27 protein-coding genes are annotated in these 26,059 nt (G+C 43.2%); 24 read left to right on the top strand and 3 right to left on the bottom strand.

Annotated features, from left to right (window positions below; genetic code table 11):
* The first annotated feature begins 41 nt into the window (after window positions 1-41).
* The 4 genes from T541_RS0111680 (at window position 42) to T541_RS0111665 (ending at window position 4,589) form a co-directional block, all read left to right on the top strand.
* Entirely contained in the window at window positions 42-1,598 is a 1,557-nt protein-coding gene (locus T541_RS0111680; protein ID WP_026652908.1) for an ABC transporter substrate-binding protein, read from the top strand.
* A 184-nt stretch (window positions 1,599-1,782) separates the two neighbouring features.
* Window positions 1,783-2,295: a hypothetical protein gene (locus T541_RS0111675; protein WP_026652907.1), complete on the top strand. Its 513-nt coding sequence runs from the start codon at window positions 1,783-1,785 to the stop codon at window positions 2,293-2,295.
* Between the two features lie 15 nt (window positions 2,296-2,310).
* Entirely contained in the window at window positions 2,311-3,645 is a 1,335-nt protein-coding gene (locus tag T541_RS0111670; RefSeq protein WP_081779951.1) for an ATP-binding cassette domain-containing protein, read from the top strand.
* Window positions 3,646-3,650: 5 nt separating this feature from the next.
* Window positions 3,651-4,589, top strand: coding sequence for an ABC transporter permease (locus T541_RS0111665; RefSeq protein ID WP_197025169.1), 939 nt, complete (start codon window positions 3,651-3,653; stop codon window positions 4,587-4,589).
* Between the two features lie 73 nt (window positions 4,590-4,662).
* Here T541_RS0111665 and T541_RS0111660 read toward each other — a convergent pair whose 3' ends face one another.
* Complete coding sequence (locus tag T541_RS0111660) at window positions 4,663-5,016, bottom strand: hypothetical protein (protein WP_026652904.1); 354 nt, start codon at window positions 5,014-5,016, stop codon at window positions 4,663-4,665.
* Between the two features lie 220 nt (window positions 5,017-5,236).
* Between T541_RS0111660 and T541_RS0111655 the strand changes: the two genes are divergently transcribed.
* From T541_RS0111655 to T541_RS0111615, 9 genes are all read left to right on the top strand, one after another.
* The gene (locus tag T541_RS0111655; protein WP_155839508.1) at window positions 5,237-5,515 is read left to right on the top strand and encodes a hypothetical protein; all 279 of its coding nucleotides are present in this window, start codon (window positions 5,237-5,239) and stop codon (window positions 5,513-5,515) included.
* A gap of 173 nt (window positions 5,516-5,688) precedes the next feature.
* Window positions 5,689-6,882 carry an ABC transporter substrate-binding protein gene (locus T541_RS0111650; RefSeq protein ID WP_026652902.1) on the top strand — a complete coding sequence of 398 codons (1,194 nt, stop codon included), beginning with the start codon at window positions 5,689-5,691 and terminating at the stop codon, window positions 6,880-6,882.
* 225 nt (window positions 6,883-7,107) lie between these two features.
* Window positions 7,108-7,992, top strand: a complete 885-nt coding sequence (locus T541_RS0111645; protein ID WP_026652901.1) for a branched-chain amino acid ABC transporter permease — start codon at window positions 7,108-7,110, stop codon at window positions 7,990-7,992.
* Between the two features lie 5 nt (window positions 7,993-7,997).
* Complete coding sequence (locus tag T541_RS0111640) at window positions 7,998-9,047, top strand: branched-chain amino acid ABC transporter permease (protein WP_026652900.1); 1,050 nt, start codon at window positions 7,998-8,000, stop codon at window positions 9,045-9,047.
* Window positions 9,047-9,805 (top strand): ABC transporter ATP-binding protein, encoded by a 759-nt coding sequence (locus tag T541_RS0111635; RefSeq protein ID WP_026652899.1) that lies wholly within the window; start codon window positions 9,047-9,049, stop codon window positions 9,803-9,805. Before T541_RS0111640 ends, T541_RS0111635 begins: the two co-directional genes overlap by 1 nt.
* 24 nt (window positions 9,806-9,829) lie before the next feature.
* Window positions 9,830-10,543, top strand: coding sequence for an ABC transporter ATP-binding protein (locus tag T541_RS0111630; protein WP_026652898.1), 714 nt, complete (start codon window positions 9,830-9,832; stop codon window positions 10,541-10,543).
* A 22-nt stretch (window positions 10,544-10,565) separates the two neighbouring features.
* Complete coding sequence (locus T541_RS0111625; protein ID WP_026652897.1) at window positions 10,566-11,204, top strand: AAA family ATPase; 639 nt, start codon at window positions 10,566-10,568, stop codon at window positions 11,202-11,204.
* 886 nt (window positions 11,205-12,090) lie between these two features.
* Entirely contained in the window at window positions 12,091-12,573 is a 483-nt protein-coding gene (locus tag T541_RS0111620) for a hypothetical protein (RefSeq protein ID WP_026652896.1), read from the top strand.
* A gap of 49 nt (window positions 12,574-12,622) precedes the next feature.
* Window positions 12,623-13,654 carry a 5'-3' exonuclease gene (locus T541_RS0111615; RefSeq protein WP_026652895.1) on the top strand — a complete coding sequence of 344 codons (1,032 nt, stop codon included), beginning with the start codon at window positions 12,623-12,625 and terminating at the stop codon, window positions 13,652-13,654.
* On the opposite strand, the gene T541_RS0111610 is transcribed toward T541_RS0111615, so the two are convergent.
* The gene (locus T541_RS0111610; protein ID WP_026652894.1) at window positions 13,655-13,840 is read right to left on the bottom strand and encodes a hypothetical protein; all 186 of its coding nucleotides are present in this window, start codon (window positions 13,838-13,840) and stop codon (window positions 13,655-13,657) included.
* Between the two features lie 82 nt (window positions 13,841-13,922).
* Between T541_RS0111610 and T541_RS0111605 the strand changes: the two genes are divergently transcribed.
* Complete coding sequence (locus T541_RS0111605; RefSeq protein ID WP_026652893.1) at window positions 13,923-15,155, top strand: sensor histidine kinase; 1,233 nt, start codon at window positions 13,923-13,925, stop codon at window positions 15,153-15,155.
* A gap of 107 nt (window positions 15,156-15,262) precedes the next feature.
* Window positions 15,263-15,958, top strand: coding sequence for a lysophospholipid acyltransferase family protein (locus T541_RS0111600; RefSeq protein ID WP_242840777.1), 696 nt, complete (start codon window positions 15,263-15,265; stop codon window positions 15,956-15,958).
* 79 nt (window positions 15,959-16,037) lie between these two features.
* Here the strand turns inward: T541_RS0111600 and T541_RS21400 are convergent, their stop codons facing one another.
* Window positions 16,038-16,205: a hypothetical protein gene (locus T541_RS21400; protein ID WP_155839507.1), complete on the bottom strand. Its 168-nt coding sequence runs from the start codon at window positions 16,203-16,205 to the stop codon at window positions 16,038-16,040.
* A 210-nt stretch (window positions 16,206-16,415) separates the two neighbouring features.
* Between T541_RS21400 and T541_RS0111590 the strand changes: the two genes are divergently transcribed.
* The 9 genes from T541_RS0111590 to T541_RS0111550 all read left to right on the top strand — a co-directional run bounded on the left by T541_RS0111590 (window position 16,416) and on the right by T541_RS0111550 (window position 26,056).
* Entirely contained in the window at window positions 16,416-16,610 is a 195-nt protein-coding gene (locus T541_RS0111590) for a DUF6465 family protein (RefSeq protein ID WP_026652891.1), read from the top strand.
* 163 nt (window positions 16,611-16,773) lie between these two features.
* On the top strand, window positions 16,774-17,970 hold the full coding sequence (pseC, locus tag T541_RS0111585) for a UDP-4-amino-4,6-dideoxy-N-acetyl-beta-L-altrosamine transaminase (RefSeq protein ID WP_026652890.1): 1,197 nt from the start codon (window positions 16,774-16,776) through the stop codon (window positions 17,968-17,970).
* 54 nt (window positions 17,971-18,024) lie between these two features.
* Window positions 18,025-19,212, top strand: coding sequence for a non-hydrolyzing UDP-N-acetylglucosamine 2-epimerase (gene wecB / locus T541_RS0111580; protein WP_026652889.1), 1,188 nt, complete (start codon window positions 18,025-18,027; stop codon window positions 19,210-19,212).
* Window positions 19,212-20,642 (top strand): sugar transferase, encoded by a 1,431-nt coding sequence (locus tag T541_RS0111575; RefSeq protein WP_026652888.1) that lies wholly within the window; start codon window positions 19,212-19,214, stop codon window positions 20,640-20,642. Before wecB ends, T541_RS0111575 begins: the two co-directional genes overlap by 1 nt.
* Window positions 20,639-21,682: a polysaccharide biosynthesis protein gene (locus T541_RS0111570; RefSeq protein WP_026652887.1), complete on the top strand. Its 1,044-nt coding sequence runs from the start codon at window positions 20,639-20,641 to the stop codon at window positions 21,680-21,682. The genes T541_RS0111575 and T541_RS0111570 overlap by 4 nt, the downstream gene beginning before the upstream one ends.
* 6 nt (window positions 21,683-21,688) lie before the next feature.
* The gene (locus T541_RS0111565; protein WP_026652886.1) at window positions 21,689-22,981 is read left to right on the top strand and encodes a glycosyltransferase family 4 protein; all 1,293 of its coding nucleotides are present in this window, start codon (window positions 21,689-21,691) and stop codon (window positions 22,979-22,981) included.
* 53 nt (window positions 22,982-23,034) lie between these two features.
* On the top strand, window positions 23,035-24,222 hold the full coding sequence (locus tag T541_RS0111560) for an NAD-dependent epimerase/dehydratase family protein (RefSeq protein ID WP_026652885.1): 1,188 nt from the start codon (window positions 23,035-23,037) through the stop codon (window positions 24,220-24,222).
* Window positions 24,223-24,350: 128 nt separating this feature from the next.
* Complete coding sequence (locus tag T541_RS0111555; RefSeq protein ID WP_026652884.1) at window positions 24,351-24,806, top strand: ACT domain-containing protein; 456 nt, start codon at window positions 24,351-24,353, stop codon at window positions 24,804-24,806.
* A gap of 41 nt (window positions 24,807-24,847) precedes the next feature.
* Window positions 24,848-26,056: a homoserine dehydrogenase gene (locus T541_RS0111550; protein ID WP_034466940.1), complete on the top strand. Its 1,209-nt coding sequence runs from the start codon at window positions 24,848-24,850 to the stop codon at window positions 26,054-26,056.
* The last annotated feature ends 3 nt before the right edge of the window (window positions 26,057-26,059 follow it).

Genomic DNA, 26,059 nt, shown 5'->3' with positions numbered 1-26,059 from the left:
GGGGTTGAATATAAAAAACAAATTCTATAAGGGAGGCTTATATGAAGAGAAAAGTTATTTCACTAATGATGGCAACAGCTATGTCACTTTCACTTCTTGCTGGATGTACTTCAGGATCAGCTCCTGCTACATCAGGTGAGGGCAGCGGTGACGCAAACACAGCAGCAGCAGCTCAGTCAGAGGACAACAGTGGTTCTGGGGAAGCAGCAGCTGAGGGAGTTACAGAGATCAGCGTTTACAGATGCTCATTCAACGTAGCTAACCCTGATTCAGCTCAGGTTCAGAAGGTTCAGGATGCAATCAACGAGTACATCGCTGACAAGATTCCTGTAAAGATTAAGCTCACAGATATCGGATCAGGTGAGTATACAGAGAAGGCTAACCTTGCTCTTGCTAACAAGGAGATCAACCTTCTTTGGACAGCTTCATGGGAAGGCACAATCGGAACTAACGATCTTGTACCTCAGAACGCTGTATATGATCTTACAGATATCGTTCCTGGTTCAACACTTTACGGCTCAATGGCAGAAGGCCAGTGGGAAGCTGCTAAGTACGATGGAAAGATCTTCTTCGTACCTGTATATAAGGACAACGTAGAAGGATATGACTTCATGTTCCGTCAGGATCTTATCGATCAGTTCGGTTGGGACATCACAACTGTTAAGGAACTTAAGGATCTCGAGCCAATGCTCGCTGATGCTAAGGACGCTGGTCTTAAGTATCCATTCCTTACACAGAAGACAGCTATGTTCTACAGATGGTACATCGATAGCTTTGATTTCTTCACAGCTGACGCTGGTGCAAACTTCGTTGCTGTAGACAGATCAAAGGATGAAGTAGTTGATACAATCACAACTCCTGAGTACCTTGAGTTCTGCACACTTATGGCTGAATGGGCAGAGAAAGGCTACATCTCAGAGGATGATGTAACAAAGACAACTAACGACCAGACAACACAGACTCAGGATTGGGCTGTAACATGGTGGACAGATATCCCAGTTAACGACGAGGCAGATGCTCGTTATGGTCAGGACGTTACAATGCAGCCTGCAACAGACAGATGGGCTCACTCAACATCAGCTCTTGGTTCTTGCTACTGCGTAACAGCTAATTCAACAGAAGCTCAGGCTAAGGCTTGCGTAGACTTCCTTGGTCTCCTTTACACAGATTCTAAGCTCGCTGATATGTACACATTCGGTATCGAGGGTGAGGACTTCACATACGATGCAAATGGTCAGGTTGAGCAGACATCAGAGAAGTACAACCACTCAATGTGGGAGTCAGCTAACGCTACAATCGTTACTCCACTTGCAAACGAGCCAGCTAACAAGGCAGAGCTCTATGATGCATTCAACGGTGGTGCAAACACATCTTGCGCAGCAGGATTCAGATTCGACAAGAGCCCTGTAGAAGACAAGTATGCAGCATGTGCTAACGTTGCTGGTGAGTACGGATTCGCTCTTGAGAACGGCGGTGTTGCAGTTGCAGACGTTGAGGCTACAATCGCAGCTTACCAGGCAGCTCTTGACGAGGCTGGTTACCAGGATGTACTTGCTGAGTTCCAGAACCAGTACAATGCATGGAAGGCATCTAAGTAATTTAGCTCATTTAATATGCTATCCTATTTTATATCTTGGCCATACCTCCAGGATATAGGATGCTCTTTCCTTTTATAAACGTTTTACAGAAAAGGCCATGGCGTTCCCCGATGCCATGGCTTTTTTCTGTTTATTTGCATTAATCATTTATGATTGATACAATTAATTCAAGGGGGAAGAAAATATGCTTCATTTACCGTATGTGGGGATTGCTTTCGCTGTTGTTTTCTATGTAGTATTTGGCATAGCAGTCAGATTGATGGAACTGTCGGATTCGGACAGGAACAAGGCTCGGCTATCGATAATAGTCGTTTCTTTAACGTCGTTTATGTTATCGACGCTTTTAGGTGGATTTATCCGCTTTCATGAGAATGCTATTTTCCAAGGAGTATTCTTCATCGTTCTTTCATCTTGCGCGCTGGTTATTCTATCAGCGATTTTCATTGAGCTGCACAACATTAGAAAGAGAGTAAAGATAAGAAGATTTATGGTTCTTTTCGACATAGTCGACAGATTTTTAAACGAGGGAAAGACCAAAGAAGAGATCATAAATTACCTGACAGACATTCAGAAGCTCACTATTAAAGAAGCAACAGATTTTATGGATTTTATTTCTGATCCTACTAATTATAAATTCCTTGCTGACGTAAATGATAAAATCCATGAGGCACAGATGTTCCGTAACTCTGGTAAATAATACCGGGAGGTATTGATGATATCTATAAGTTCCGTGGATCCTTATGATATTTTGCGTCAGATTGTATTATATCTTTTTACAGGAATAGGTTATTTTGGGATATTCAGAAAGTGTGGTGTCAAGGGCATTTGGGCCTTTGTTCCCATGGCAAGAGAATATCATATGGGCCTGTGCGCTGATAAAGAGAGTGAAGGTAAAAAGCTCAGCGTCATAACAGGTATTGTTCTTGTCTCTAATTTCTTTATATTTGCCATCGATGAAGAATATATAGAGGTGGCACTTCTTTTAGCTATAGCAACTATAGCTCTTATTATCACTGAAGTTATTTTCCACATCAGAATTCTTATAGGTCTTACCAAGGTCTTTAACAGATCAAAATGGTGGGTTTGGCCTTTGTGGCTGTTTGAAAGCATAACCACTCTGTTATGGGGCTATTCATCCAAATTCCAGCCAAGTCATAAAGTTGATTACGTAGATGAAAGTGTTCAGGTAAAAGAGCTAGGAACTAACCTTAAGGCTACTGATCAGGGACTTTCCGTTAACATTAAGGAGCGCAGCACAATACAGTTCTTTAAAAAGAAAGTTCTTTTAAAAGATATCCACATGAACATTCCGAAGGGACATATGGTGCTGTTACTTGGCGGATCTGGCGCCGGTAAGACCACCTTTGTTAATGCTGTTACGGGATATGAAAAGGCTAAGGCTGAGATCAAGATAGACGGAAGCAATGTCTACAAAGACTATTCCAAGATGCTCTATGATATTGGCTTTGTGCCTCAGCAGGACCTGATGAGGGAGAATGACACAGCGATACTGACTCTTTCAGATGCCGCATCATTGAGGCTGCCATCGAAGGTTAAGAGGCCTGAGATCCATAAGAGGATAAAAGATGTAATGGCTCAGTTTGGTCTGTCTGCAGCCAGCGGAACTTTGGTGGAGAAAATGTCTGGAGGTCAGAAAAAGCGCCTTTCCATTGCCATGGAATACATTTCAGATCCTTCTATATTTATATTAGATGAGCCGGATTCAGGTCTGGATGGCATTGTAGCCAGAAGCCTTTTTACGAGGCTTAGGGAAATTGCGGATCAGAACAAGATTGTAATTGTTATAACCCACACACCGGATAGAGTGGCAGATCTTTTTGATGATGTTATTGTCCTTGCCAAGGATTCCAAGAGAACTGGCCGGTTGGCCTGGTATGGTCCTATAAAAGAGGCCTATGAGTTCTTTGGAAAGGATTCTATGGAGGGAATTCTCTCCTGTATAAACCCTAAGGACGCAGGTGGAGAGGGCCGTGGTGATGAGTTTGTCGAAAAGTATGCAGCACGTCTGCAGGAAATGGTAGGGTGATGGACATGCTTAAGATAAAACACAGAGGGCGAGTGGCCCAGACAAGAATATATCTTGGAAAGTTCTTTAGGATGTTCATCTTTCAGAATGACTGGAAAGTTCTTCCCATGTCGGCTGTCATAGCGGGACTTGTGTCCTTTGCAGTGGGAGCCAATCTGTATAAGACCATGGAAGGCACCCTGATGGGATCCTTTGCCCTGGCCTGTATATGCATCTGGAACGGCTTCTTTAATTCCATTCAGGTGATATGTAGAGAAAGAGCTATTCTTAAAAGGGAACACAGATCAGGACTTCACATTAGCTCCTATATAGCGGCTCACATGATCTATCAGGCAATCCTGTGCGTGCTTCAGGTATTTATAACAATTCAGGTTCTTAACTTTATGAACGTAGTGCTGCCAAGTAAGCCGCTTATTACGGCGATTCCTGTTTTGGACTTTGGAATTACATTATTTTTGGTGACCTACTGTGCAGATATGCTGGCCCTTCTTATTTCAGCTTTTTCAAGGACCACCACAGCAGCTATGACAATAATGCCTTTTATGCTTATTGTACAGCTCCTGTTTTCCGGAGGATTCTTTTCACTTCCTCAGGAGGCTATGCCTTTAACTAATCTGACAGCTACCAAATGGGGACTGACAGCTCTTTGTGCCCAGGGTGATTACAACTCCCTGCCCATGGTCTCAATCTGGAACAGTGTGGTTAAGATGAAGAATATTGAGTACGAGGGACAAAGACCTGTCTATGAAATGCTTAAATATATAGAAGAAAATGACATGAGGGATGAAATCCTCATGGAGACAGGTAAGCAGAATCAGAATCCTGACTATGCCTTTGACAGGGATATAGTTATAAGATGCTGGAAATGGCTGATCATGTGGACTGTTGTGTATGTGGCTCTGGCCATATTCCTGCTGGAATTCATAGATAAGGATAAGCGATAGAACTTCCAGATAAAAACAATAAAACAGGGGCAGACACCACATTTCGTGGCATCTGCCCCTTTAAAAATCTCCTTTATGCCATCAGATCAATGGCATTACCTGTCATTCCATAGCTTGTTCCAGCTGATGACTGGTCATAGCCTACAGTCATATTCTGGAATCTGGAAGCGATGTCGTTGTACATTCTGTTTGCTTCCTGTGATTTCTGAACTACATTTGCTGAAAGTGCAAGAGGATCATTCTCATCATCCTTTGAAACAACCTGCGCATTTGGATACACCACAGGCGGCACGTTCATGATCGCGCCGGACATACCAGTCTCAAGGAAATCATCAGATACCTCTGATTTGTTCTTTATGTTGTAGTTAAGGGGCTGAATGAAATCCATCCCGTATCCACTACCAATTCCACCAATAGATATTCCCATATACACCTCATTTTTCACAAAAAACCTTGTGGTTACCCCATATTCCTCATGGTATTAATGTAGCAGAACAGGCAATCATATATCAATTATCTCTGTCGGAATATTGTATAAAAAATTAGTGGTTAAATCTAAAATTTTGTTAAAATTATGGTATAGTATTATTAGGGCGAAATATAGTATGGGCAGAAAATTTGATTTTCAGAGAAAGGAGCGACTGCTTATGAGTAATAGTCAGCTGCAATATTCTCCGTTCAAACCAAATTTGAAGACAGCCGAAGTATTTGCGTGGGGCGATCCGGAGTATAACTTGTTTGATCAGCTTAACGAGAAGTATGAGCAGAGCCATCCTGAGTTCGTGGAGCTCTCTTCATATGAGAAGATGGTCATCAGGCAGCAGATTCATCATGAAGCTATAGGTCTTACACCGCTTAATCTTATTATGGATTTTGTGGAAGACCCACAGTTTGATGAGTTTAGAGCTGTTGAAGGATACAGATAGAATATTGCAATGAGCTAAAAGAGATTTGTCTTTCTATCACATAGGAAGATAAATCTCTTATTTTTACGGTATTTTCGGTTGACTTTTTCACTACAAAGCTTTAATCTATAAAAGTAAGATCAATTGTATACAAAAATACATTTGATTATTTTTTTATATTGAGGAGGAAAATCATGAAGAAGTTTAACAAATTTGTTAGTGCTGTTCTTACTTCAGTGATGGTAGCTTCCATGGTTGCTGGTTGTGCAGATGCAACAAGCACAGGTGGCGGATCAGCTGAAGGCGCTGGCTCAGATGGAGCTAAGGTATTTAAGATTGGTGCAATCGGACCTCTTACAGGTGGCGCAGCAGCTTATGGTAATGCAGTAGTTAACGGTGCAGAGATCGCTGTAGAAGAGATCAATGCAGCAGGTGGTATCAACGGATATCAGATCGAATACAAGAAAGAAGACGATGAGTGCGATGCTCAGAAGTCTGTAAATGCTTATAACACACTTAAGGACTGGGGCATGCAGTTCCTTGTTGGTTCTACAACAAGTGCCTGCTCGATCGCAGTTTCTGAGAACACTAAGGCTGACAACATGTTCCAGCTTACACCTTCAGGATCTGCTGTAGAGTGCGTTCAGTATGACAACGCATTCAGAGTATGCTTCTCAGATCCTAGCCAGGGACTTGCTTCTGCTCAGTATATTGCAGAGCACAAGCTTGCTACCAAGATTGGTATTATCTATGACAGTTCAGACGTATACTCAACAGGTGTTTACCAGACCTTCGTAGATGAGGCTGGCAGACAGGGCCTTGAGATCGTTTCTTCAGAGGCTTTCACACAGGATAACAACACAGACTTCACAGTTCAGCTTCAGAAGGCTAAGGACGCAGGAGCAGATCTTTTATTCCTTCCTTTCTATTATAAGGATGCTTCACTTGTTCTTACTCAGGCAAGCACAATGGATTATCACCCAACCATCTTCGGTGTAGATGGACTTGATGGAATCCTTACAGTTGAGAACTTTGACACATCACTTGCAGAGGGCGTAATGCTTCTTACTCCTTTCGCAGCAGATGCTACAGATGACCTTACAGTTAACTTCGTTAAGAAGTATCAGGAGAAGTACGGAGAGGTTCCTAACCAGTTCGCAGCTGACGCTTACGATGCAGTTTATGTAATCAAGGCAGCTATCGAGAAGGCAGGAGCTACACCAGATCAGAGCGTATCAGATCTTTGCGAAGCACTTAAGGGTGCCATGACTCAGATCGAGGTTGCAGGCCTTACATCAGCTAAGATGACATGGGATGCTTCTGGTGAGCCTAACAAGGAGCCTAAGGCTGTAGTAATCAAAGATGGTGCATACGTTTCAGCAGACTAATATGTAATTTCACATTAACCGACTTATCTAGCAAGGGATGCTGTAATAGGTATCCCTTGTTTTCTTTTATTCGCGCGAAGGCACGAGCCAGGTGAACATGTAAGCATGTTCACCTGGCGACGCCCGCGGGGTATTTTACATTATGCTATTTCTGGGTTACATAATATTCAATAATGCCGGAATTAGTAGTACTATAAAAAGAGAATTTTTTTGTTGGAGGTCAAAATGAGTTTTCTTAACTATCTCATCAGTGGACTTAGTTTAGGAAGTATCTATGCCATCATAGCCCTTGGTTACACCATGGTATATGGCATTGCCAAGATGCTTAACTTTGCCCACGGCGATTTCATCATGGTAGGCTGCTACATCATCTTCTGTATCAGCAGCAGATTTTCCAATAATCCTTTAATTGGAATAGTGATTGCCATTGTATTCTGTACGATCCTTGGTGTGACTACAGAGCTTGTGGCATATAGACCCCTCAGAGGAGCTGCATCTCCTTTAGCTGTTCTTATTACAGCCATTGGTGTCAGCTACTTCCTTGAGAACCTGGCACTTATCATCTTTGGCGCAGACACTAAGTCTTTTACATCAGTTGTTAGCTGGGAAGGACTTTCACTGGCTGGTGGTAAGCTCAAGATTCAGGGCGTTACTCTTGTAACTATCATTGTGGGTCTCCTTATTCTTATCGCCCTTGAAACCTTTATTGGCAAGACCAAGCAGGGTCAGGCGATGCTGGCAGTTGCTGAGGATAAGGGCGCTGCAGCACTTATGGGTATCAACGTAAACAGAACAATCGCTCTTACCTTTGCCATTGGTTCGTCCCTGGCAGCTGTGGCTGGAGCACTTCTTTGCTCTGCATATCCAGCTCTTTCTCCATATACAGGAGCTATGCCTGGTATCAAAGCCTTCGTTGCTGCGGTTCTTGGTGGAATCGGATCAATCAGAGGCGCTGTTATCGGCGGCCTTCTTCTTGGAATAGTTGAGATTTTAAGTAAGACATATATTTCTTCACAGCTTTCAGAAGCTATCGTGTTTGGAATCCTGATTGTGGTTCTTCTTGTAAGACCTACAGGTATTCTTGGTAAAAAGATTCAGGAAAAGGTGTGATCGGTATGAAAAAACAGACTAAAGACAATTTAATCACATACGGCATTGTGATCGGAGCCTTTGTTTTAGTCCAGCTCCTGGCAAACACAGGCCATCTTTCCAGCCACATGAAGGGACTTCTGGTTCCTGTTACATATTACGCTGTGATCGCAGTTGCTCTTAACCTTTGCGTAGGTATTCTGGGAGAGCTTAGTATCGGACACTGCGGATTCATGTGCGTTGGAGCCTTCTCAAGTGCTTTCTTTTCAAAGGTTACTCAGGACAGCATTCCTACAGGGCCAAGATTTCTTTTAGCATTTATTATCGGAATCCTTGTGGCAGCAGCCTTTGGTTTCCTTATTGGTATTCCTGTATTAAGACTTAAGGGCGACTACCTGGCAATCGTAACTCTTGCCTTTGGTGAGATCATCAAAAATGTCCTGGCAGCCTTCTATGTAGGCGTTGATTCCAAGGGTGTTCACTTCTCCATGAAGAGTGCATCAGACTTAGGACTCCTAGATGACGGCAAGGTTATTATTAACGGCGCCATGGGTATCACAGGATCACCTCAGAATTCAAACTTTACCATTGGAATAGTGGTTCTTCTCATATCTCTTTTTGTGGTTCAGAACCTTATTAACTCAAGACAGGGAAGAGCTATCATGGCTATCAGAGACAATAGCATCGCTGCTGAGGCAAGCGGAATCAATGTCACCAAGTACAAGATGATGGCATTTACCATTTCTGCTGCAATTGCCGGTGCTTCAGGAGTTCTTTTCTCCCATAATATCTCTTCAGTAACCGCATCATCCCAGTACTTTGGCTACAACGTGTCCATTCTGGTGCTGGTATACGTGGTTCTTGGCGGAATCGGCAATATCAGGGGAAGCGTTATCGCAGCTACAATCCTTTACATGCTGCCTGAGATGCTTCGTTTCCTTAACAAATACCGTATGCTTATCTACTCCATCGTTCTTATCGTGATGATGATCGTGAACTGGTCACCTAAGATCATTGAGTGGAGGAAAAGAACTTTTGGCAAGATTTCAATTGGACGCAGAAAGGAGACTGCATAATGGCTTTACTTGAGGTAAACGATCTAAGCATCTCTTTTGGCGGACTTAGAGCGGTAGATGATTTTGATATTACAATTGAAAAGGGCGAGCTCTACGGACTTATCGGACCAAACGGTGCCGGCAAGACCACAGTGTTCAACCTTCTTACAGGCGTATACAAGCCCAATGAGGGAATTATAAGACTTGATGGTGAGGATATCACAAGAAAGAGCACCATCGAGATCAATCACGCAGGAATTGCCAGAACCTTTCAGAATATCAGGCTTTTCAAGAACATGCCTGTTATCGACAATGTTAAGGTTGGACTTTCTGAAAGGTACAAGTACAGCGCCCTTGAGGGAATTCTTCACCTAGGAAGATATCGCAAGGTGGAAAAAGAGATGGATGAAGAGGCCACAAGACTCCTTAAGGTCTTTGATCTTGAAGGGGAGAAGGATACTCTGGCAGCTAACCTTCCTTATGGTAAGCAGAGAAAGCTGGAGATAGCCAGAGCCATGGCCACCAATCCTAAGCTGCTTTTGCTGGATGAGCCTGCAGCCGGCATGAACCCTAATGAGACAAAAGAGCTCATGGAGACCATTGCGCTGGTTCGTAAGGAGTTTGATATGACTATCCTCCTTATCGAGCACGACATGAAGCTGGTTTCTGGTATCTGTGAGAAGCTGACAGTTCTTAACTTTGGTCGTGTCCTTTGCCAGGGCGATACTAAGACTGTGCTTTCAGATCCAGAGGTTATTAAGGCATACTTAGGTGAATAATATCCCATGAGTAGGAGACAATAAATGGACAGATTATTAGAGGTAAAAGATCTAAGCGTATATTATGGCGTCATTCAGGCGCTTAAAGGTATATCCTTCCATGTGGACAAGGGAGAGGTTGTAGCCCTCATCGGTGCCAACGGCGCAGGTAAGACCACCACACTTCACACCCTTTCACAGCTCATCGGAGCAGATGGCGGATCTATCGAATATAAGGGACACAACCTTACCAAGACTCCTAACCACAAAATCGTGGAGCTTGGAATGGTGCAGGTTCCAGAGGGACGAAGAGTTTTTGCAGAGATGACAGTTCTTCAGAACCTCAAGATGGGAGCCTACACCCGCAAGGACAAGGCGGAGATTGAAGAGACTTTGGAAAAGATCTACAAAAGATTTCCACGTCTTGAAGAGAGAAAGAATCAGCTGGCTGGAACCTTATCAGGTGGAGAGCAGCAGATGCTGGCCATGGGACGAGCTCTCATGTCACATCCTGAGATCATCCTGATGGACGAGCCATCTATGGGACTTTCACCTATCTTCGTTAATGAGATCTTCAAGATCATTGAGGATGTTAATAAGGATGGCGTAACAGTTCTTTTGGTTGAGCAGAACGCCAAGAAGGCGCTTTCCATCGCAAACCGCGCATACGTACTTGAAACCGGAGCAATCGTTAAAGAGGGCGATGCAAAAGAGCTGCTTAATGATGAGTCAATTAAGAAGGCATATCTGGGTGAGTAAAGCACTGTAAAAGGGAGAAAACATGAAGAAAAACATCGTAATCACAATCGCAAGACAGTATGGTAGTGGCGGAAGAACCGTAGGCGAAATGCTGGCCAACGATCTGGGGATTCACTACTATGATAAGGAGCTCATTAAGCTGGCTTCAGAGGAGAGTGGAATTAACGAAGGACTTTTCCTTGATGCGGATGAGAAGCTCCGTAATAACGGCTTTTTCAAGGTTCCTGTAAATGTTTATAAGGGAGAGATCATTGGCCCTGACAGTAAGGACTTCACATCTACAGACAACCTGTTTAACTTCCAGGCTAAGTCCATTAAGAAGCTGGCTGAGACCACAAGCTGCGTCATCATTGGACGAGCAGCCAACTTTGTCCTTAAGGACTACGACAACGTGCTGTCAGTATTTGTTCACGCTCCCCATGACTTCCTCATGCAGGAAGCTGGCAAGGTGCAGCCTCTTAAGGGAAAAGAGCTTGAGAAATTCTGCGCAAGGGAAGACAAATACAGATCTGATTACTACACTCACCACACAGGCCAGAAGTGGACCGACGCCATGAACTACGACCTGTGCCTGGACAGCAGCAAGCTGGGCTTCGAGAAATGCGTAGAAGCCATCAAAGCCCACGCCAAGGTACGATTCGGGGAAGATATCTTCGACTGAGTGGCATCAGTCCAGCCCCGGCAGGCTTTATTTTGTGTTGTAAGAGCGAGCCTCCATTTAAGAGCTTTCCAAAAGTGTTTCAAAAATCCTGCTTGCGAATTAACTGTTTGAGGTTAGACTCCCAGATTTTTACGGCAGGTGCTTTTGATCTGGCTCGTTACAAAAAAGGTGCACATTTTCTCAGATGCTCCCGCAGGCTTTTCTTTAATGCGCATGCTGCACGATAAATACTTGCAGGGCGGATTATATTACATGGCAATTGGAGCTTTGCTCCATAGGCAAAATAAAAAACGAGAATTTCCAAACTCCATGAGCTTGGAAATCTCGTTTCCTTTTTTGCCGTAATGAGCGCTTTGCGCTCTTGCCATGTAATATAATCTTTTCGCCCTGCTTCAGACAATCGTTCGCATGCGCGTAAAAGCCTGCCGTGGGAGCATTAGAAAATGGCACTTTTGTTGCCTATACTCGCCAGTATCAAAACACCCTGCCTTTAAAAATCCAGGAGTCTAGCCGAGTTTTAATTCGCAGGATTTAAAAACACCTTTTGGAAAACCTTAAATTGCGGCGAGCGAACCAACACAAAATAAAGCCTGCCGGGGCTGGACTGTGACTACTTCATAAAGTTGTGGACGGGAAAACTGTACAAGACAAAACAGGTGCACTGGCAAGATGCACCTGTTTTTAGGTAGGAGATTTCTTATGACTATTGTATGTCACGAGGTAAACGCCTTGGCATTGACGTCTACGATGTTAGCATCTGCTAACAGAGATTATATTAGCATAGGCTAACAATCATTGCAATACTTTTTTTAGAGTTTTTTATTTTTATTGGAATTAGGGTCCTGCCATGGTAAAGTAATATGTGACATAGCAAGGAGGAAAAGCAATGGGACTAGTTAAACAGCGTGATAAGAAATTCTACTTATTCTGTATATTTTTTGCGTTAGTTTTCATTATATGTGCACTGTATATATCAGGAATGGTTAAGGAGTCCAGCAGACTTAAACAGTTCAGATCAGATGTATTCATGATCTGCAATGATACCAATGTCTGCTATGCAGAGGGACCTGATGGAAAGGTTAAGGTTGATCCTAGTAACCTTCCAGCTATCAGGGCGCTTCTTAATGCATCCAAGGGTAAACTTATCATTGAGGATAAGCCTGTCATTGATCAGATCGAGCTTAACTTTGACTGCGAAGGCGGCGAATGGACAATGCTCATTGGCCAGGTGGACAACGAGCTTATTAAGGTTGAGGTTAGAGGAACCAGGAATTATATCGTATACCTCACAGATGCCAGCAACTATGACAGATATGTAAAGGCTGTATCTCTTGAGGGAATCAACGCCAAGAATAAGCCTATCTCATGAAGCAATGCCTTATTGATAGTACTAGATATATCTTTTTTCAGGGGGAAACATGAGCAATAAATTCATACTTATAGATGGAAGTTCCATGTTGGTTACCAACTACTATGGCAATCTTCCCAAAGCACTTTTATTTGAAAAAGATCCAGAGAAAAAGGAAAAGCTCTTTTCACAGATAATGCACAATGACAAGGGCCAGTACACCAACGCCATGTATGGCATGATGCGTACAATCCTTAAGATAATAGCAGAGCAGAAGCCTACACATATGATGTTCGCCTTCGATATGACAAGGGACACCTTCAGAAGAGAGAAGTATCCTGAGTATAAGGCCAACAGAGGAGATACACCACAGCCCCTTAAGGAGCAGTTCGAGAACATGGAGAACCTCTTAAAGGACATGGGCTTCCAGGTTCTTTGCGACAACAACTACGAGGCGGACGACCTGGTAGGCAGCGTAGCTTCCAAGTTTGAAAAAGAGATACCATCCTTTATCATCACCAAGGATCACGATTATCTTCAGCTTGTTTCCGACTACACAAGGGTTTGGCTGATTCAGACCAAGCAGGAGACAGCAGATGAGCTGGCTGGTAAGTACGGCGCAGAATTTGGCTGGAATTCCAAGCTTTGCCCTATTCCGGATAAGGCCTTTGAGGTAACTCCTAAGCTCTGCCTTTCAGAGTACGGTGTTAAGCCTTTACAGATTCCTGATCTTAAGGGAATCCAGGGTGATACCAGTGATAATATCCCTGGAGTTAAGGGCGTCAGCAGCGCAGCAATTCCGCTTCTTGCAGAGTATGGCACAGTAGAAGGCATTTATGAAGCCATCGACGCCTGCCCAGATGAGAAGGCACAAAAAGAGCTGGCTAAGTACTGGAAGGAATCTCTTGGAATCTCAAGAAGCCCATTAAAGGCCCTTATTCAGTACAGAGACATGGCCTTCCTTTCCAAGGACCTTGCTCAAATAAGAAAAGACTTCGGTTTTACCCAAAGTCTTGATGATTTTAAGATCAATATTAACAGAGATAAAGCCCTTGCTGAATTCGAGAAATACGGCTTTAAATCTCTTATAGACAAGCTTTGATCAGGCCATATTCTTGGACATGACCAGACAAAAGGCTGCAATAACAACAAGTACGAGAGCCAGAATCCTCATCCATTTGAAGGTTTCGGGCTCTTCTTCATTTGCTTTATTAAGTTCACCGATAGTGAATACAACAACTCCGGCAATAAAAATCACAGCCGCATAGATAAGAAGTAGCTTGTTCATGCGCACCTCCAACATCTCTTCTACGATTTATTATACACTAATTACGTTATATTATGTATAATTTCAGTAGGGGGAATATCTTATGAAGCTCTTTATCAAATCCAGATTCACCATATCTCAGCTGATGGAATTCGAAAAAAATCCCGATGTAGTAAATCAGAAGTGTAAGACCACCTGTATAGTACTACTGGGCTTTATTGTATACAGTATTATATCTGTGATACCTTCTCTTATGCGCGGCTATGCCCATGGCGTTGTCACAAATGTCTTTATAGCCATATTGTTCAGTACTGCGGCTTTGCTAATCCATATAGAAAAGAAAAATATCTTTTACGTTGTAACAGGCACCTACGCCCTGAACGTGCTATTGTTCATCCACTTCATCATGGAGACGGACTGGACAATGGGAATGGACGCATTCTGGCTCTTTATCCTGATCACGCCCTTTATCACCGACTATCTGGTGGGGCCTGTATACGGCACTATCGCGGCCTTTTCAGGACTGCTTCTTAGCATAGCTCTTTTCCATACCGATATGAATCTATACCTGCAGCCCTACGGACTTAACATGACCCAGTGGTATAGCACAATCTATATAGTTGTTATGATCTCGGCAGCAGCCATAGTGTATGAGCTTACTGCCTATCAGATTGAGAAAAGAGATTCCGATGAAAAAATCGCTTACTACGAGAGGGAGCGTGTAAAAAAACTTAAAGAGCAGCTCTCCATCTATGAGAATAACGAGCACACCATCAGAAAGTATAAACACGACCTTAGACACTACAACAGAGTTCTGGCGGGGTATATTGAAGAGAAGGACTACGACAAGGCTGCCAATTACCTGAAGGAATTTGATTCCCTGCTTGAGACCGTTACGGCTGTGTCCTTCTGCGACAACCAGATCGTCAACGAACTCCTTACCATTTATGCATCCAGATGCCAGAAGCTTGGCTTTAAGCTCAGGGTAAAGGCCTCGGTTCCTGAGAAATTCCCGATGGAGGAGCTGGACCTTACCAGTCTTTTGGCCAATGCCATGGAGAATGCGCTAGAGGCCCAGGAGAAGGTTCCGGAAAAAGAAAGATCTATACAGGTTGAGATAAACTATGACGGCAAGAAGCTTAAGCTTTTTACCAAGAATCCGTGTGCCATCATCAACACCTTTGGGGAGGACGGTCTTCCTGTCAGCACCAGAGAGATTCCAAGCGGAATCGGAACAGAGCAGATAAAAGAAATATCTGAGAAATACAGCGGTATCGCCAGCTTTACTCAGGAGGGGGATTTCTTTATTCTAAGAGCAATAATGACCTGTGTATGATAATCCGTTAAGTTGCGCAGAATTATTACATTTGATAATATTAAGCGATGAAAAAAGGGAAGTTGGATTATTGAATGCGTAATTATTTTCACACGATATTAATTAATTTGCATAGAATCATTTACTATGTGATCAAGGCCAGACTTTGGACCTTTAACATGGACTCCCACACAGATGAGGAGAGATATGTTATTGCCAGGGAGATGGTTTCTAAAATGAATAAGTCATCGGGATATGAGACTATTGGCGATGGAATGGATAAGCTCCCTAAGGAAGGGGGATATGTTCTTTATCCTAACCATCAGGGCAAATATGATGTTCTTGGAATTGTGGATACTCATGATAAGCCCGTGTCCTTTGTTATGGATGAAAAGAAATCTCATATCATCTTAGTTGCAGAATTCCTTAAGCTTGTGAGGGGTAAGACCATTCCTCTTAATTCTCCAAGGGAAACCATTGTTGTGTTTAGGGAGATGGCTGAGGAGATCAAGCAGGGAAGGAAGTTCATTCTTTTCCCAGAGGGTGGATACAAAGAGAACAACAGAAATATTGTTGAGGAGTTTAAGCCAGGAAGCTTTAAACTGGCTCAGATGGCTAAGGCCCCTATTGTTCCTGTAGCTCTTGTGGATTCCTATAAGGTTTATAACAGCGATCACTACGGACCTGTTACTACATACACTTATTACCTTGACCCTATCTATTATGATGAGTACAAGGATATGAAGACCAGAGATATTGCGGCCCTTGTGGAGGACAGGATAAAGGCCAAGATTGAAAAACATCTGGAAGAGCATTCAGCATGATCAATATTTTTTCTCAATAAAAAGCGGTGTGTCTATATGAAACACACCGCTCAATTTTTTTATTTAGTTCTTTTAAATCTTATTTCCACTTTTTCAAGCCTTCGAATGCATATCCGGAAAGGTCCACACCACAGTCAACGCTACTAAGAGTCTGAAGACTTGGTCTAAAAGATTCAACGTGGATTACTTCCAGTCTTTGTCTCGTAATATTTTTTGAAGGGGGAATTCCAGTTTTCTTATTAGTCATAATGGGCACCTCCTTGTGAGAACAAATAAACAATCTCCTCTTGTACTTTTATTATAAAAGACAGATAATTTGTTGAGAAGTAAGAAAATACTAAAAATTCATCGTTTTTGAAATAATCATTCACTTTTTTTCAAAAAAAGAGTTATAATGTAACGTAAATATACATAACACATATTGATTTTTTTCTTAAGAGAGGGAGGAAAGGAAACAATGGCAGCTAAAGTAAATGCAAAAATTGAACTTCAGCTTGGTGACAAGGCTCTCAGTGAAGAGGAACTTGTATCAAGAGCTAAGAAAGCTTATGGCAAGACAGACATCAAGAACCTTGATATCTATGTTAAGCCAGAAGAGGGCAAGGGTTATTTTGTAGTAAATAACGATGCTACTGGAAGCTTTGATCTTTAATTGATCATCTGACATTTTTGCTAACGACCATGAGGAGCAGACAGGACTATATCCTGCCTGCTCTTTCTTTTGGGGTCTTTCTAATCCTGAATTTAGACATATAGGAAGAAACATGATAAAATACGAAGTTAGGTATGTGTATTTTTAAGAAAGAAGGGATAATATGGAAAAGCTTGCTATACTTGGCGGAAAGCCAGTTAGAGAAGAGAAGATATATTACGGTCGTCAGTGGATCGGAGATGACGACGTTGAGGCAGTAGCTTCAGTACTTAAGGGAGATTACATCACCTGCGGACCTTCAGTAGAAGCTCTTGAAAAGAAGCTTTGCGAAGTAACAGGTGCTAAATATGCAGTAGCTGTATGTAACGGAACAGCAGCTCTTCACTGCGCATGCATAGCAGCAGGACTTAAGGAGGGTGACGAGGTTATTACAACTCCTCTTACCTTTGCTGCATCTGCTAACTGTGCAGTATATGTTGGCGCAACACCAGTATTTGCTGATGTTGATCCAGAGACCTATAACATTGATCCAGACAGCATTGAGGCTCATATCACTGAGAAGACCAAGGCTGTTGTTGCTGTAGACTTTACAGGACAGGCCGTTGATCACGACAGGATCAGAGCCATCTGCGACAAGCATAATCTTATCTGCATCATCGATGCAGCTCACGCAATTGGAACTAAGTATAACGGTAAGCCAGAGGGTTCAATTGGCGACATGACATGCTTTAGCTTCCATCCAGTTAAGACCATCACATCTGGTGAGGGCGGTGCCATCACTACTAACGATCCAGAGCTTTACAAGAAGCTCCACCTTGCTTCACAGCACGGTATTGTTCGTACTCCAGATGAATTCGTTGAGAAGAATCCAGAGGGTATCTGGTACTACGAGATGCAGACCCTTGGCTTTAACTACAGAATGACTGACTTCCAGGCAGCACTTCTTATCAGCCAGCTTAAAAAGCTCCCTGAATTCTCCAAGAGAAGACACGAGATCGTTAAGAAGTATGATGAGGCCTTCAAGGATGTTCCAGAGATCATCGTACAGAAAGAGATTCCTCAGTCAGATACAACAAGACACCTCTACATCATTCAGCTTGATCTTGATAAGCTCAGTTGCACAAGAAGAGAGTTCTTTGATGCCATGAGTGCTGAGAACGTTCAGTGCCAGGTTCACTACGTACCTGTTTACTGGTTCCCATTCTACGAGGAGAGAGGCTACAAGAGAGGCCTTTGCCCAGTAGCTGAGAAGATCTACAAGGGAATCATGAGTATTCCTCTTTATCCTATGCTTACAGACGAGGACACAGACAGTGTAATCGAGGCTGTTAAGAAGGTTGTTGAGTGGTACAGAAAGTAATCTGTAAAAAGAGCTAAAAAGAAAAAGAGAAGAAATCTAGGAGCATTAACTTATATGGCAGATAATGTTGGATTTAAGAATAATGGCAAATTAAAGCTACTGATCATTGTAGGTACAAGACCTGAGATCATCAGACTTTCCGCAGTTATCAAAAAGTGCAGAAAGTACTTTGACGTGATCCTTGCCCACACTGGTCAGAACTATGACTATAACTTAAATGGTATTTTCTTTAAGGACTTAGAGCTGGACGAGCCTGAGGTTTACCTTGACGCAGTAGGAGAGGACCTGGGCGCCACAATGGGTAACATCATCGATAAGAGCTACAAGCTTATGGTGGAGACAAGGCCTGATGCAGTGCTGGTTCTTGGAGATACCAACAGCTGCCTTTCAGTTATTGGAGCCAAGAGACTTCATATTCCTATTTTCCACATGGAGGCTGGTAACAGATGTAAGGACGAGTGCCTTCCAGAAGAGACCAACCGCAGAATTGTGGATATTATCTCAGACGTTAACATGGCTTACTCAGAGCATGCAAGAAGATATCTTGCAGACTGCGGACTTCCTAAGGAGAGAACCTTTGTTACAGGATCTCCAATGGCTGAGGTTCTTAGAGCTAACCTTGATAAGATCAAGAGTAGCAACGTTCACGAAAGACTTAGTAAGGAAACAGGCGTAGACATTAAGCCTGGCAAATACATTCTTCTTTCTGCCCACAGAGAAGAGAACATTGATACCAAGGAGAACTTTGAGTCCCTCTTTGGTGCCATCAATGAAATGGCCCAGAAGTACGATATGCCAATCCTCTATTCCTGCCATCCAAGAAGCAGAAAGAGACTTGAGGAATCAGGCTTTGTTCTTGATAAAAGAGTTATCGCCCACGAGCCACTGGGCTTCCATGATTACAACTGCCTTCAGATGAATGCCTTTGCAGTTGTATCCGACTCAGGTACACTTCCTGAGGAGAGCAGTTTCTTTTTAAGTGTTGGAAATCCTTTCCCTGCAGTATGCATCAGGACCAGCACAGAGAGACCTGAGGCCATGGATAAGGGTAACTTCATCTTAGCTGGTATCAGCAAGAGCAGTCTTCTTCAGGCTGTAGATACAGCAGTTGAGATGAACAAGAACAGTGACCTTGGCGTACCAACACCTGACTACGTTGATGAGAATGTATCAGACAAGGTAGTTAAGATTATTCAAAGTTTTACATTAGTAGTAGATAAAATGGTTTGGAGAAAGGTTTAATGGGGAAAACTAAGATCCAAAATAGATATATATACAGATGGCTTTGCATGGTTCTTTTGTCCATTATTGCCACAGGAATGTTCTTCTTTGTCTGGATCAGATTCGTAAGATTCAACAACCAGACCGGAAGCCTTATGGGACTAGGTAACCTCCTTATGGCAGCAGGCATCTACTTTGTCCTGTACCATATTATTGGTAAGGCCCTTAAGGCCTTCAGGATTGGCGTTGACAGAAAGGCCAATCTTCTGGCTTCCCAGGTGCTTACACTCTTTAGTGTAAACTTTGTGGAAATTCTGATTTCCTGTGCTATCACCGGACAGTTCAGATTCTTTCCGGATTTCCTTTGGAGATATGCTCTTTTATCATTGGTTCAGAGTGTAGTTCTGTGCCTATTGATACTGCCACTGGTTGACCTTTACAGATATCTTTTCAAGGCCCATCAGATCCTGGAGATCTATCAGGATGCAGATTATGAAAAGCTCCATTTCATGAATGGAAGACCGGACAAGTTCCACATCGCAGATGTAGTCAATGTGAACATTGGATTGCAAAAGATCTACGACATGATGGAGCCCTACGATGCAGTATTCATCAACGATATTCCATCGGAACTTAAGAACGACATCCTTAAGGAATGCTTCAATCAGGGCAAGAGAGTTTACTTCACACCTAAGATTTCAGATATAATTGGCAAGAATTCAGAGGAGATCAATCTTTTTGATACACCTCTTTACCTTTGTAGGAACAGCGGGCTTTCAGCATCGCAGCTCTTTGTAAAAAGAACTTGTGACATAATCTTTTCACTTATTGGAATTATTCTCACAAGCCCGATTCTCTTAATTACCGCCCTTGCTATTAAGCTTGAGGATGGGGGCCCTGTGTTCTTTAGACAGGACAGAACCACCATCGGCGGAAGAGAGTTCAGCATTCTCAAATTCAGATCCATGATCGTGGATGCGGAGAAGGACGGACGTCCTCATCCAGCCGGGGAGAAGGATCCAAGAATTACCAAGGTTGGATCTTTTATCAGAGCAACCAGAATAGACGAGCTTCCACAACTCATCAACATCTTAAAGGGAGATATGTCCATTGTGGGACCACGCCCTGAGAGAGTTGAGCATGTAAGGAAGTACACAGAGGATATTCCTGAGTTTGTGTACAGACTTAAGGTAAAAGGCGGACTTACAGGTCCTGCCCAGGTTTTTGGTAAGTATAATACGAGCCCACTTAACAAGCTTAAGATGGATCTCTTTTACATAACAAATTACTCTATACTGCTGGATCTTCAGATACTGTTTGAGACAGTTAAGATCCTGGTTCAGAAGGAAAGCACGGAAGGCTTTACCGATGAGAAGGCAGCAGAGATGCACAATGCAGACAACAGGATCATTGAGATCAGTAATAATAGAAATACAGGAGATAGGAAATGAGTGAATTTAAGGATAAGACACTACTTATAACAGGAGGTACAGGAAGCTTTGGTCACTGCGTACTTGACCACTTCCTTACAAGTGATATCGGAGAGATCAGGATCTTTTCACGTGATGAGAAGAAGCAGGATGACATGAGACATGAGCTTCAGGCTTTCTATCCTGAGTACTACAACAAGGTTAAGTTCTTTATTGGCGATGTACGTAACATTCAGAGCCTTCGTGACAGTATGTATGGCGTTGATTATATCTTTCATGCAGCAGCTCTTAAGGAGGTTCCAAGCTGTGAGTTCTTCCCTATGGAGGCTGTAAGAACCAACATCGAGGGTACAGACAATCTTATTCATGCAGCTGTTGAATGCGGCGTTAAGCATGTTATCTGCCTTTCAACTGATAAGGCAGCTTACCCAATCAATTCAATGGGTATCTCAAAGGCCATGATGGAGCATATCGTTTATGCCAACGCAAGAATGGCAGCAGAGAGAGGTACAATCCTTAATTGTACTCGTTACGGTAACGTAATGTGCTCAAGAGGATCAGTTATTCCACTCTTTAGGGAGCAGATCAAGAATGGCCATCCAATCACAATTACAGACCCTAACATGACAAGATTCATGATGAACCTTGATGAGGCTGTTGACCTTGTTATGTTCGCATTTACACACGGTAACCCAGGAGATCTTTTCATCCAGAAGGCAGACGCTGCTACTATCGGAGATCTCTCTACAGCAGTTCAGAGACTCTTTGGTGAGACTGAGGTTAAGGTTATCGGATCCCGTCACGGTGAGAAGCTCTACGAGACTCTTCTTACCAAGGAAGAGAGACTTCGTGCAGAGGATATGGGCGATTACTACCGCGTTGTTGCTGATGCAAGAGATCTTAACTATGACAAGTTCTATGTTCAGGGTGAAGTTCACACTGCAGCAGATGAGGCTTACACAAGCCATAACACCAACAGACTTGATGTTGACGGTATGGTCAAGAAGCTCCTTGAGACCAAGTATGTTCAGGAAGAGCTTGAAAAGCTTAAGAATGCGTAATCTATTATGACAGATGCAAACAGTAATAATGGCAATCTGAATATGAATAACGAAAAGGGCCTTAAGATACTGGTGGTTACCGAGTGCTTTTGGCCTGATATATATGCGGTTAATGACATCGTGGAGAAGCTGGTTCAGAAAGGCCACAGAGTAACTGTACTCACAGGCCTTCCAGACTACACCACCACCAGGATTCCGCCTGAATATAAGCATGGTAAGAATAGACATCAGAACTATAAAGGGGCTGATGTCTATCGTGTTCCTACCATCGCAAGACGCCATGGGCCTATTTTCAGAAGTCTTAGCTATCTGTCCTTTGCTTTTAATGGCAAGTTCAGGGCTTTGACTCAGGATTTTAAGCACACTGACGTCTGGGGGAAGACTTCCGAGGATGCAGACTTCGATGTTATCTACGTGTGGGAAGTATCGCCAGTTACTATGGCAGTGCCAGCGATAGCCCTTAAAAAGCGCTATCACAAGCCGCTTTTTTTATATTGCATGGACATTTGGCCTGAGTGCGTAAAGGCCATGAGCATCAAGGAGGGAACTCTTCCCTACAGGATGATACATGCCTGGACCAAGAGGATTTACAAAGCCTGCGATCATATCGCGGTTTCTTCAGAGCCATTCTTTGAGTACCTTCAGAGAGTTAACGGCATTGGCAGAGAGAAGATGAGCTACCTTCCTCAGTACGCTGACGCTGGGCTCCTTTCACTGGATACTAAGAAGACCCCTGACGGAAGGACGGATTTTCTTTTTATCGGCAATATTGGAAAGGCTCAGAACGTGGACTGCCTCATTAGAGCCATGTCTGTGTTTAAGGGTAGGAACGACGTTACCCTTCACATGGTAGGCGGCGGATCTGCCTACGAAGATACTGTAGCCCTGGTAAAAGAGCTGTCTTTGGAAGACCAGGTTATCTTCTACGGACCAAAGCCCTTTAAGGAGGCTGTGGCCTTCTATACCAAGGCAGATGCATGTGTCCTGACTCTTGATGGAAGTACCCGTATTGGAGATACACTTCCAGGTAAGCTTCAGACCTACATGGCAGCAGGTAAGACTATCCTGGCAGCAGCTAATGGTGCAGCCAGCGATATTATCGGTAAGGCCCAGTGCGGTAAGTGTGTTACTGCCGGGGACGATGTGGCCTACGGACAGGCCCTTTTGGATTTTGCTGATAACAAGGATAAGTATGCTGACTGTGGAGATAAGGGCAGAGACTTCTTTAGAGATAACTTCATGGAAGATCAGCACTTCGAGACGCTGATAGATAAACTTAGAGAGATGAGCGGTAAGTAATTAGCTCTTTTTACAGATTCAGATTAAGAAATACGAGAAAGTGAGTGAATGAGATGAAAATTCTCGTTACAGGTGCAAAGGGCTTCGTTGGACGAAACCTTGTGGAAAATCTTAAGAACATCAGAGATGGCAAGGATAGAACCAGGCCTACACTTCATATCGAGGGAATATTTGAATACGACATAGATAGCGATCCTATTCTTTTAAAGGACTACTGCCAGGAGGCGGACTTTGTCTTCAATCTGGCTGGAGTTAACAGACCTAAGGATCCTAAGGAATTCATGGAGGGCAATTTTGGCTTTGCCTCCACTTTACTTGGGCTTTTGGAGGAGTATGGCAACAAGGCTACAATTATGCTTTCATCCTCAATCCAGGCCTCATTAGAGGGAAGATTTGCAGATTCTGAGTACGGTAAGAGTAAGCTTGAGGGAGAAAAGCTCTTCTTTGAGTACAGCAAGAGAACCGGTGCCAAGGTGCTGGTGTACAGATTCCCTAACCTTTTTGGCAAGTGGTGCAGACCTAACTACAATTCTGCTGTGGCTACCTTCTGCAACAACATCGCCAATGATCTTCCTATTCAGGTCAACGACCCATCTACAGAGCTTGAGCTTGTCTACATTGATGACCTGGTAAAAGAGATGCTTGATGCCCTTGAGGGCAGAGAGCACAGGGATGGTGACTACTGCAAGGTTCCTGTAAGCCATAGAGCAACTTTAGGAGAGATCGTAGATCTTTTAAACAGACTCGAAGCAATGCCTAAGAGCCTTGTGATGCCTGAGATTCCGGAAGGGTCTTTTGCCAAGAAGCTCTATTCAACATATCTTTCATACCTTCCTAAGGAGAAGGTTATTTATGACATTCCAATGTCTTCTGATGACAGGGGACATTTTACAGAACTTATTAAGTCCGCTTCCTGCGGACAGGTCAGCATCAACGTTTCCAAACCTGGTGTGACCAAGGGCCAGCACTGGCACAATTCTAAATGGGAGATCTTTATCGTGGTATCAGGTCACGGGCTTATCCAGGAGAGGAAGCTTGGCATAGACCCGGAAACAGGTAAAGAGTATCCTGTTCTTAACTATGAGGTTTCAGGTGATAAGATTCAGGCAGTGCAGATGCTTCCTGGATATACACACAACATTGTCAATCTCTCAGAGACAGAGGATCTTGTTACAGTCATGTGGGCTAACGAGATTTTCGATGAGAATAAGCCTGAAACCTATAGAGAAATAGTAGAGTAATGTGAAATATTAACAAAAACCTCGCCAAAAATCCTGTCTTGTTAGTGAAAATTATTATTGCCTTTGGGACTTTAATGTGCTAAACTCTTTCCAGTGCAAACAGATGTCCGCGGAGGAAATACATTTTCATGCAACAAGATACAGGATACTACGTAATTAAAAAGCAGGCTGTACCAGAGGTTCTTCTCAAGGTTGTTGAGGCTAAGAAGCTACTGGAGTCCGGAAAGGTCAAGACAGTTAATGAAGCTGCCACAAGACTTGGCATCAGCCGTAGCTCTTTTTACAAGTACAAAGAGGATATATACGAGTTTCACGATAGCCTCCAGGGAACCACACTTACACTCACATTCCAGATGAATGATGAGGTGGGACTTCTGTCTTATGTGCTCAATCTCATTGCTGAGTTTGGAGCCAACATCCTTACGATACATCAGTCGATTCCGCTTAACGGAGTTGCATCTATTTCAATCACAATTCAGGTTTTACCAACTACAAGAGATGTAATGGAGATGATTTCCATTATGGAAAAGGCCGAAGGTATGCACAAGGTCCATATTACTGGACGAAGTGCTACGTTCTCTTAATTTGTTTTTAATACACTTAGAATATATACTTGGAGGAAGACATGGCAAAGGTAGCAGTTTTGGGTTATGGAACAGTAGGAAGCGGCGTAGTAGAGGTTTTGGATACTAATGCCCAGGAAGTTGCAAAGAGCGCAGGAGAGAGCGTTGAACTTAAGTACATTCTGGATCTTCGCGATTTCCCAGGAGATAAGCATGAGGCTCAGGTGGTTCATGATATTAACGTGATCTTGGATGACCCTGAGGTAGATGTTATTTGCGAGACTATGGGTGGTCTTGAGCCAGCCTTTACATTTGAAAAGAACGCCATTATGAAGGGCAAGAGCGTATGCACTTCTAATAAAGAACTTGTGGCTGTTCACGGACCAGAGCTGGTAGAACTTGCCAAGAAGCACAATGTGAGCTACCTTTTTGAAGCCAGTGTTGGCGGCGGAATTCCTGTTCTTCGCAGCATCAATGATTCTCTCAAGCATGAGAAGATCGATGCCATAACAGGTATCCTTAACGGAACCACCAACTACATCCTCACCAAGATGGATAAAGAGGGAATGGGCTTTGAGACAGTTCTTAAGAAGGCTCAGGAGAAGGGCTACGCAGAAAGAAATCCTGAAGCTGACGTTGAAGGCTATGATGCCTGCCGTAAGATCGCCATTCTTTCAAGCCTTATGAGTGGTAAGCATGTTAACTACGAGGATATCTATACAGAGGGTATTTCCAAGATCAGCATCGAGGACTTTGAGTATGCAAGAGCGCTCAACATGTCTATTAAGCTCCTTGGAATGTGCAAGAGAAATGAGAATGGCTTCTTTACTATTGTTGCTCCATTCCTTGTTCCTCAGGAGAATCCTCTTGCAGCTGTTAACGGAGTATTCAATGCCATCAACGTTCATGGCAATATGCTTGGCGATGTAATGTTCTACGGAAAGGGCGCCGGCAAGAATGCCACAGCAAGTGCTGTTGTTGCTGACGTTATCGATATTCTTAAGCACAAGGGTAAGCACATCGAAGTTAACCTTGGATCAGAGAAGGCAGAGCTTACAAGCAAGGACAACGCAGTAAGACGCTTCTTTGTAAGAGTTCCAGAAGGCGAGAAGGACAAGGCCTATGAGCTCTTTGGACAGGACATTGACGTTGTTAAGAGAAACAGCGTTCATTCAGAATTCGCCTTCGTTACAGACCTTGTTTCTGAAAAGGATTTTGAGGAGAAACTGTGGAAGTTCGACAGCGTTAAGGGATATATCAGACTGTACTAATTG

Origin of the sequence: Butyrivibrio proteoclasticus P6B7 (genome assembly GCF_000622085.1) — a bacterium.
GTDB lineage: Bacteria > Bacillota > Clostridia > Lachnospirales > Lachnospiraceae > Butyrivibrio > Butyrivibrio proteoclasticus_A.
The sequence above is the reverse complement of the archived record's forward strand: the minus strand, read 5'-3'. Positions and strand labels throughout refer to the sequence as shown.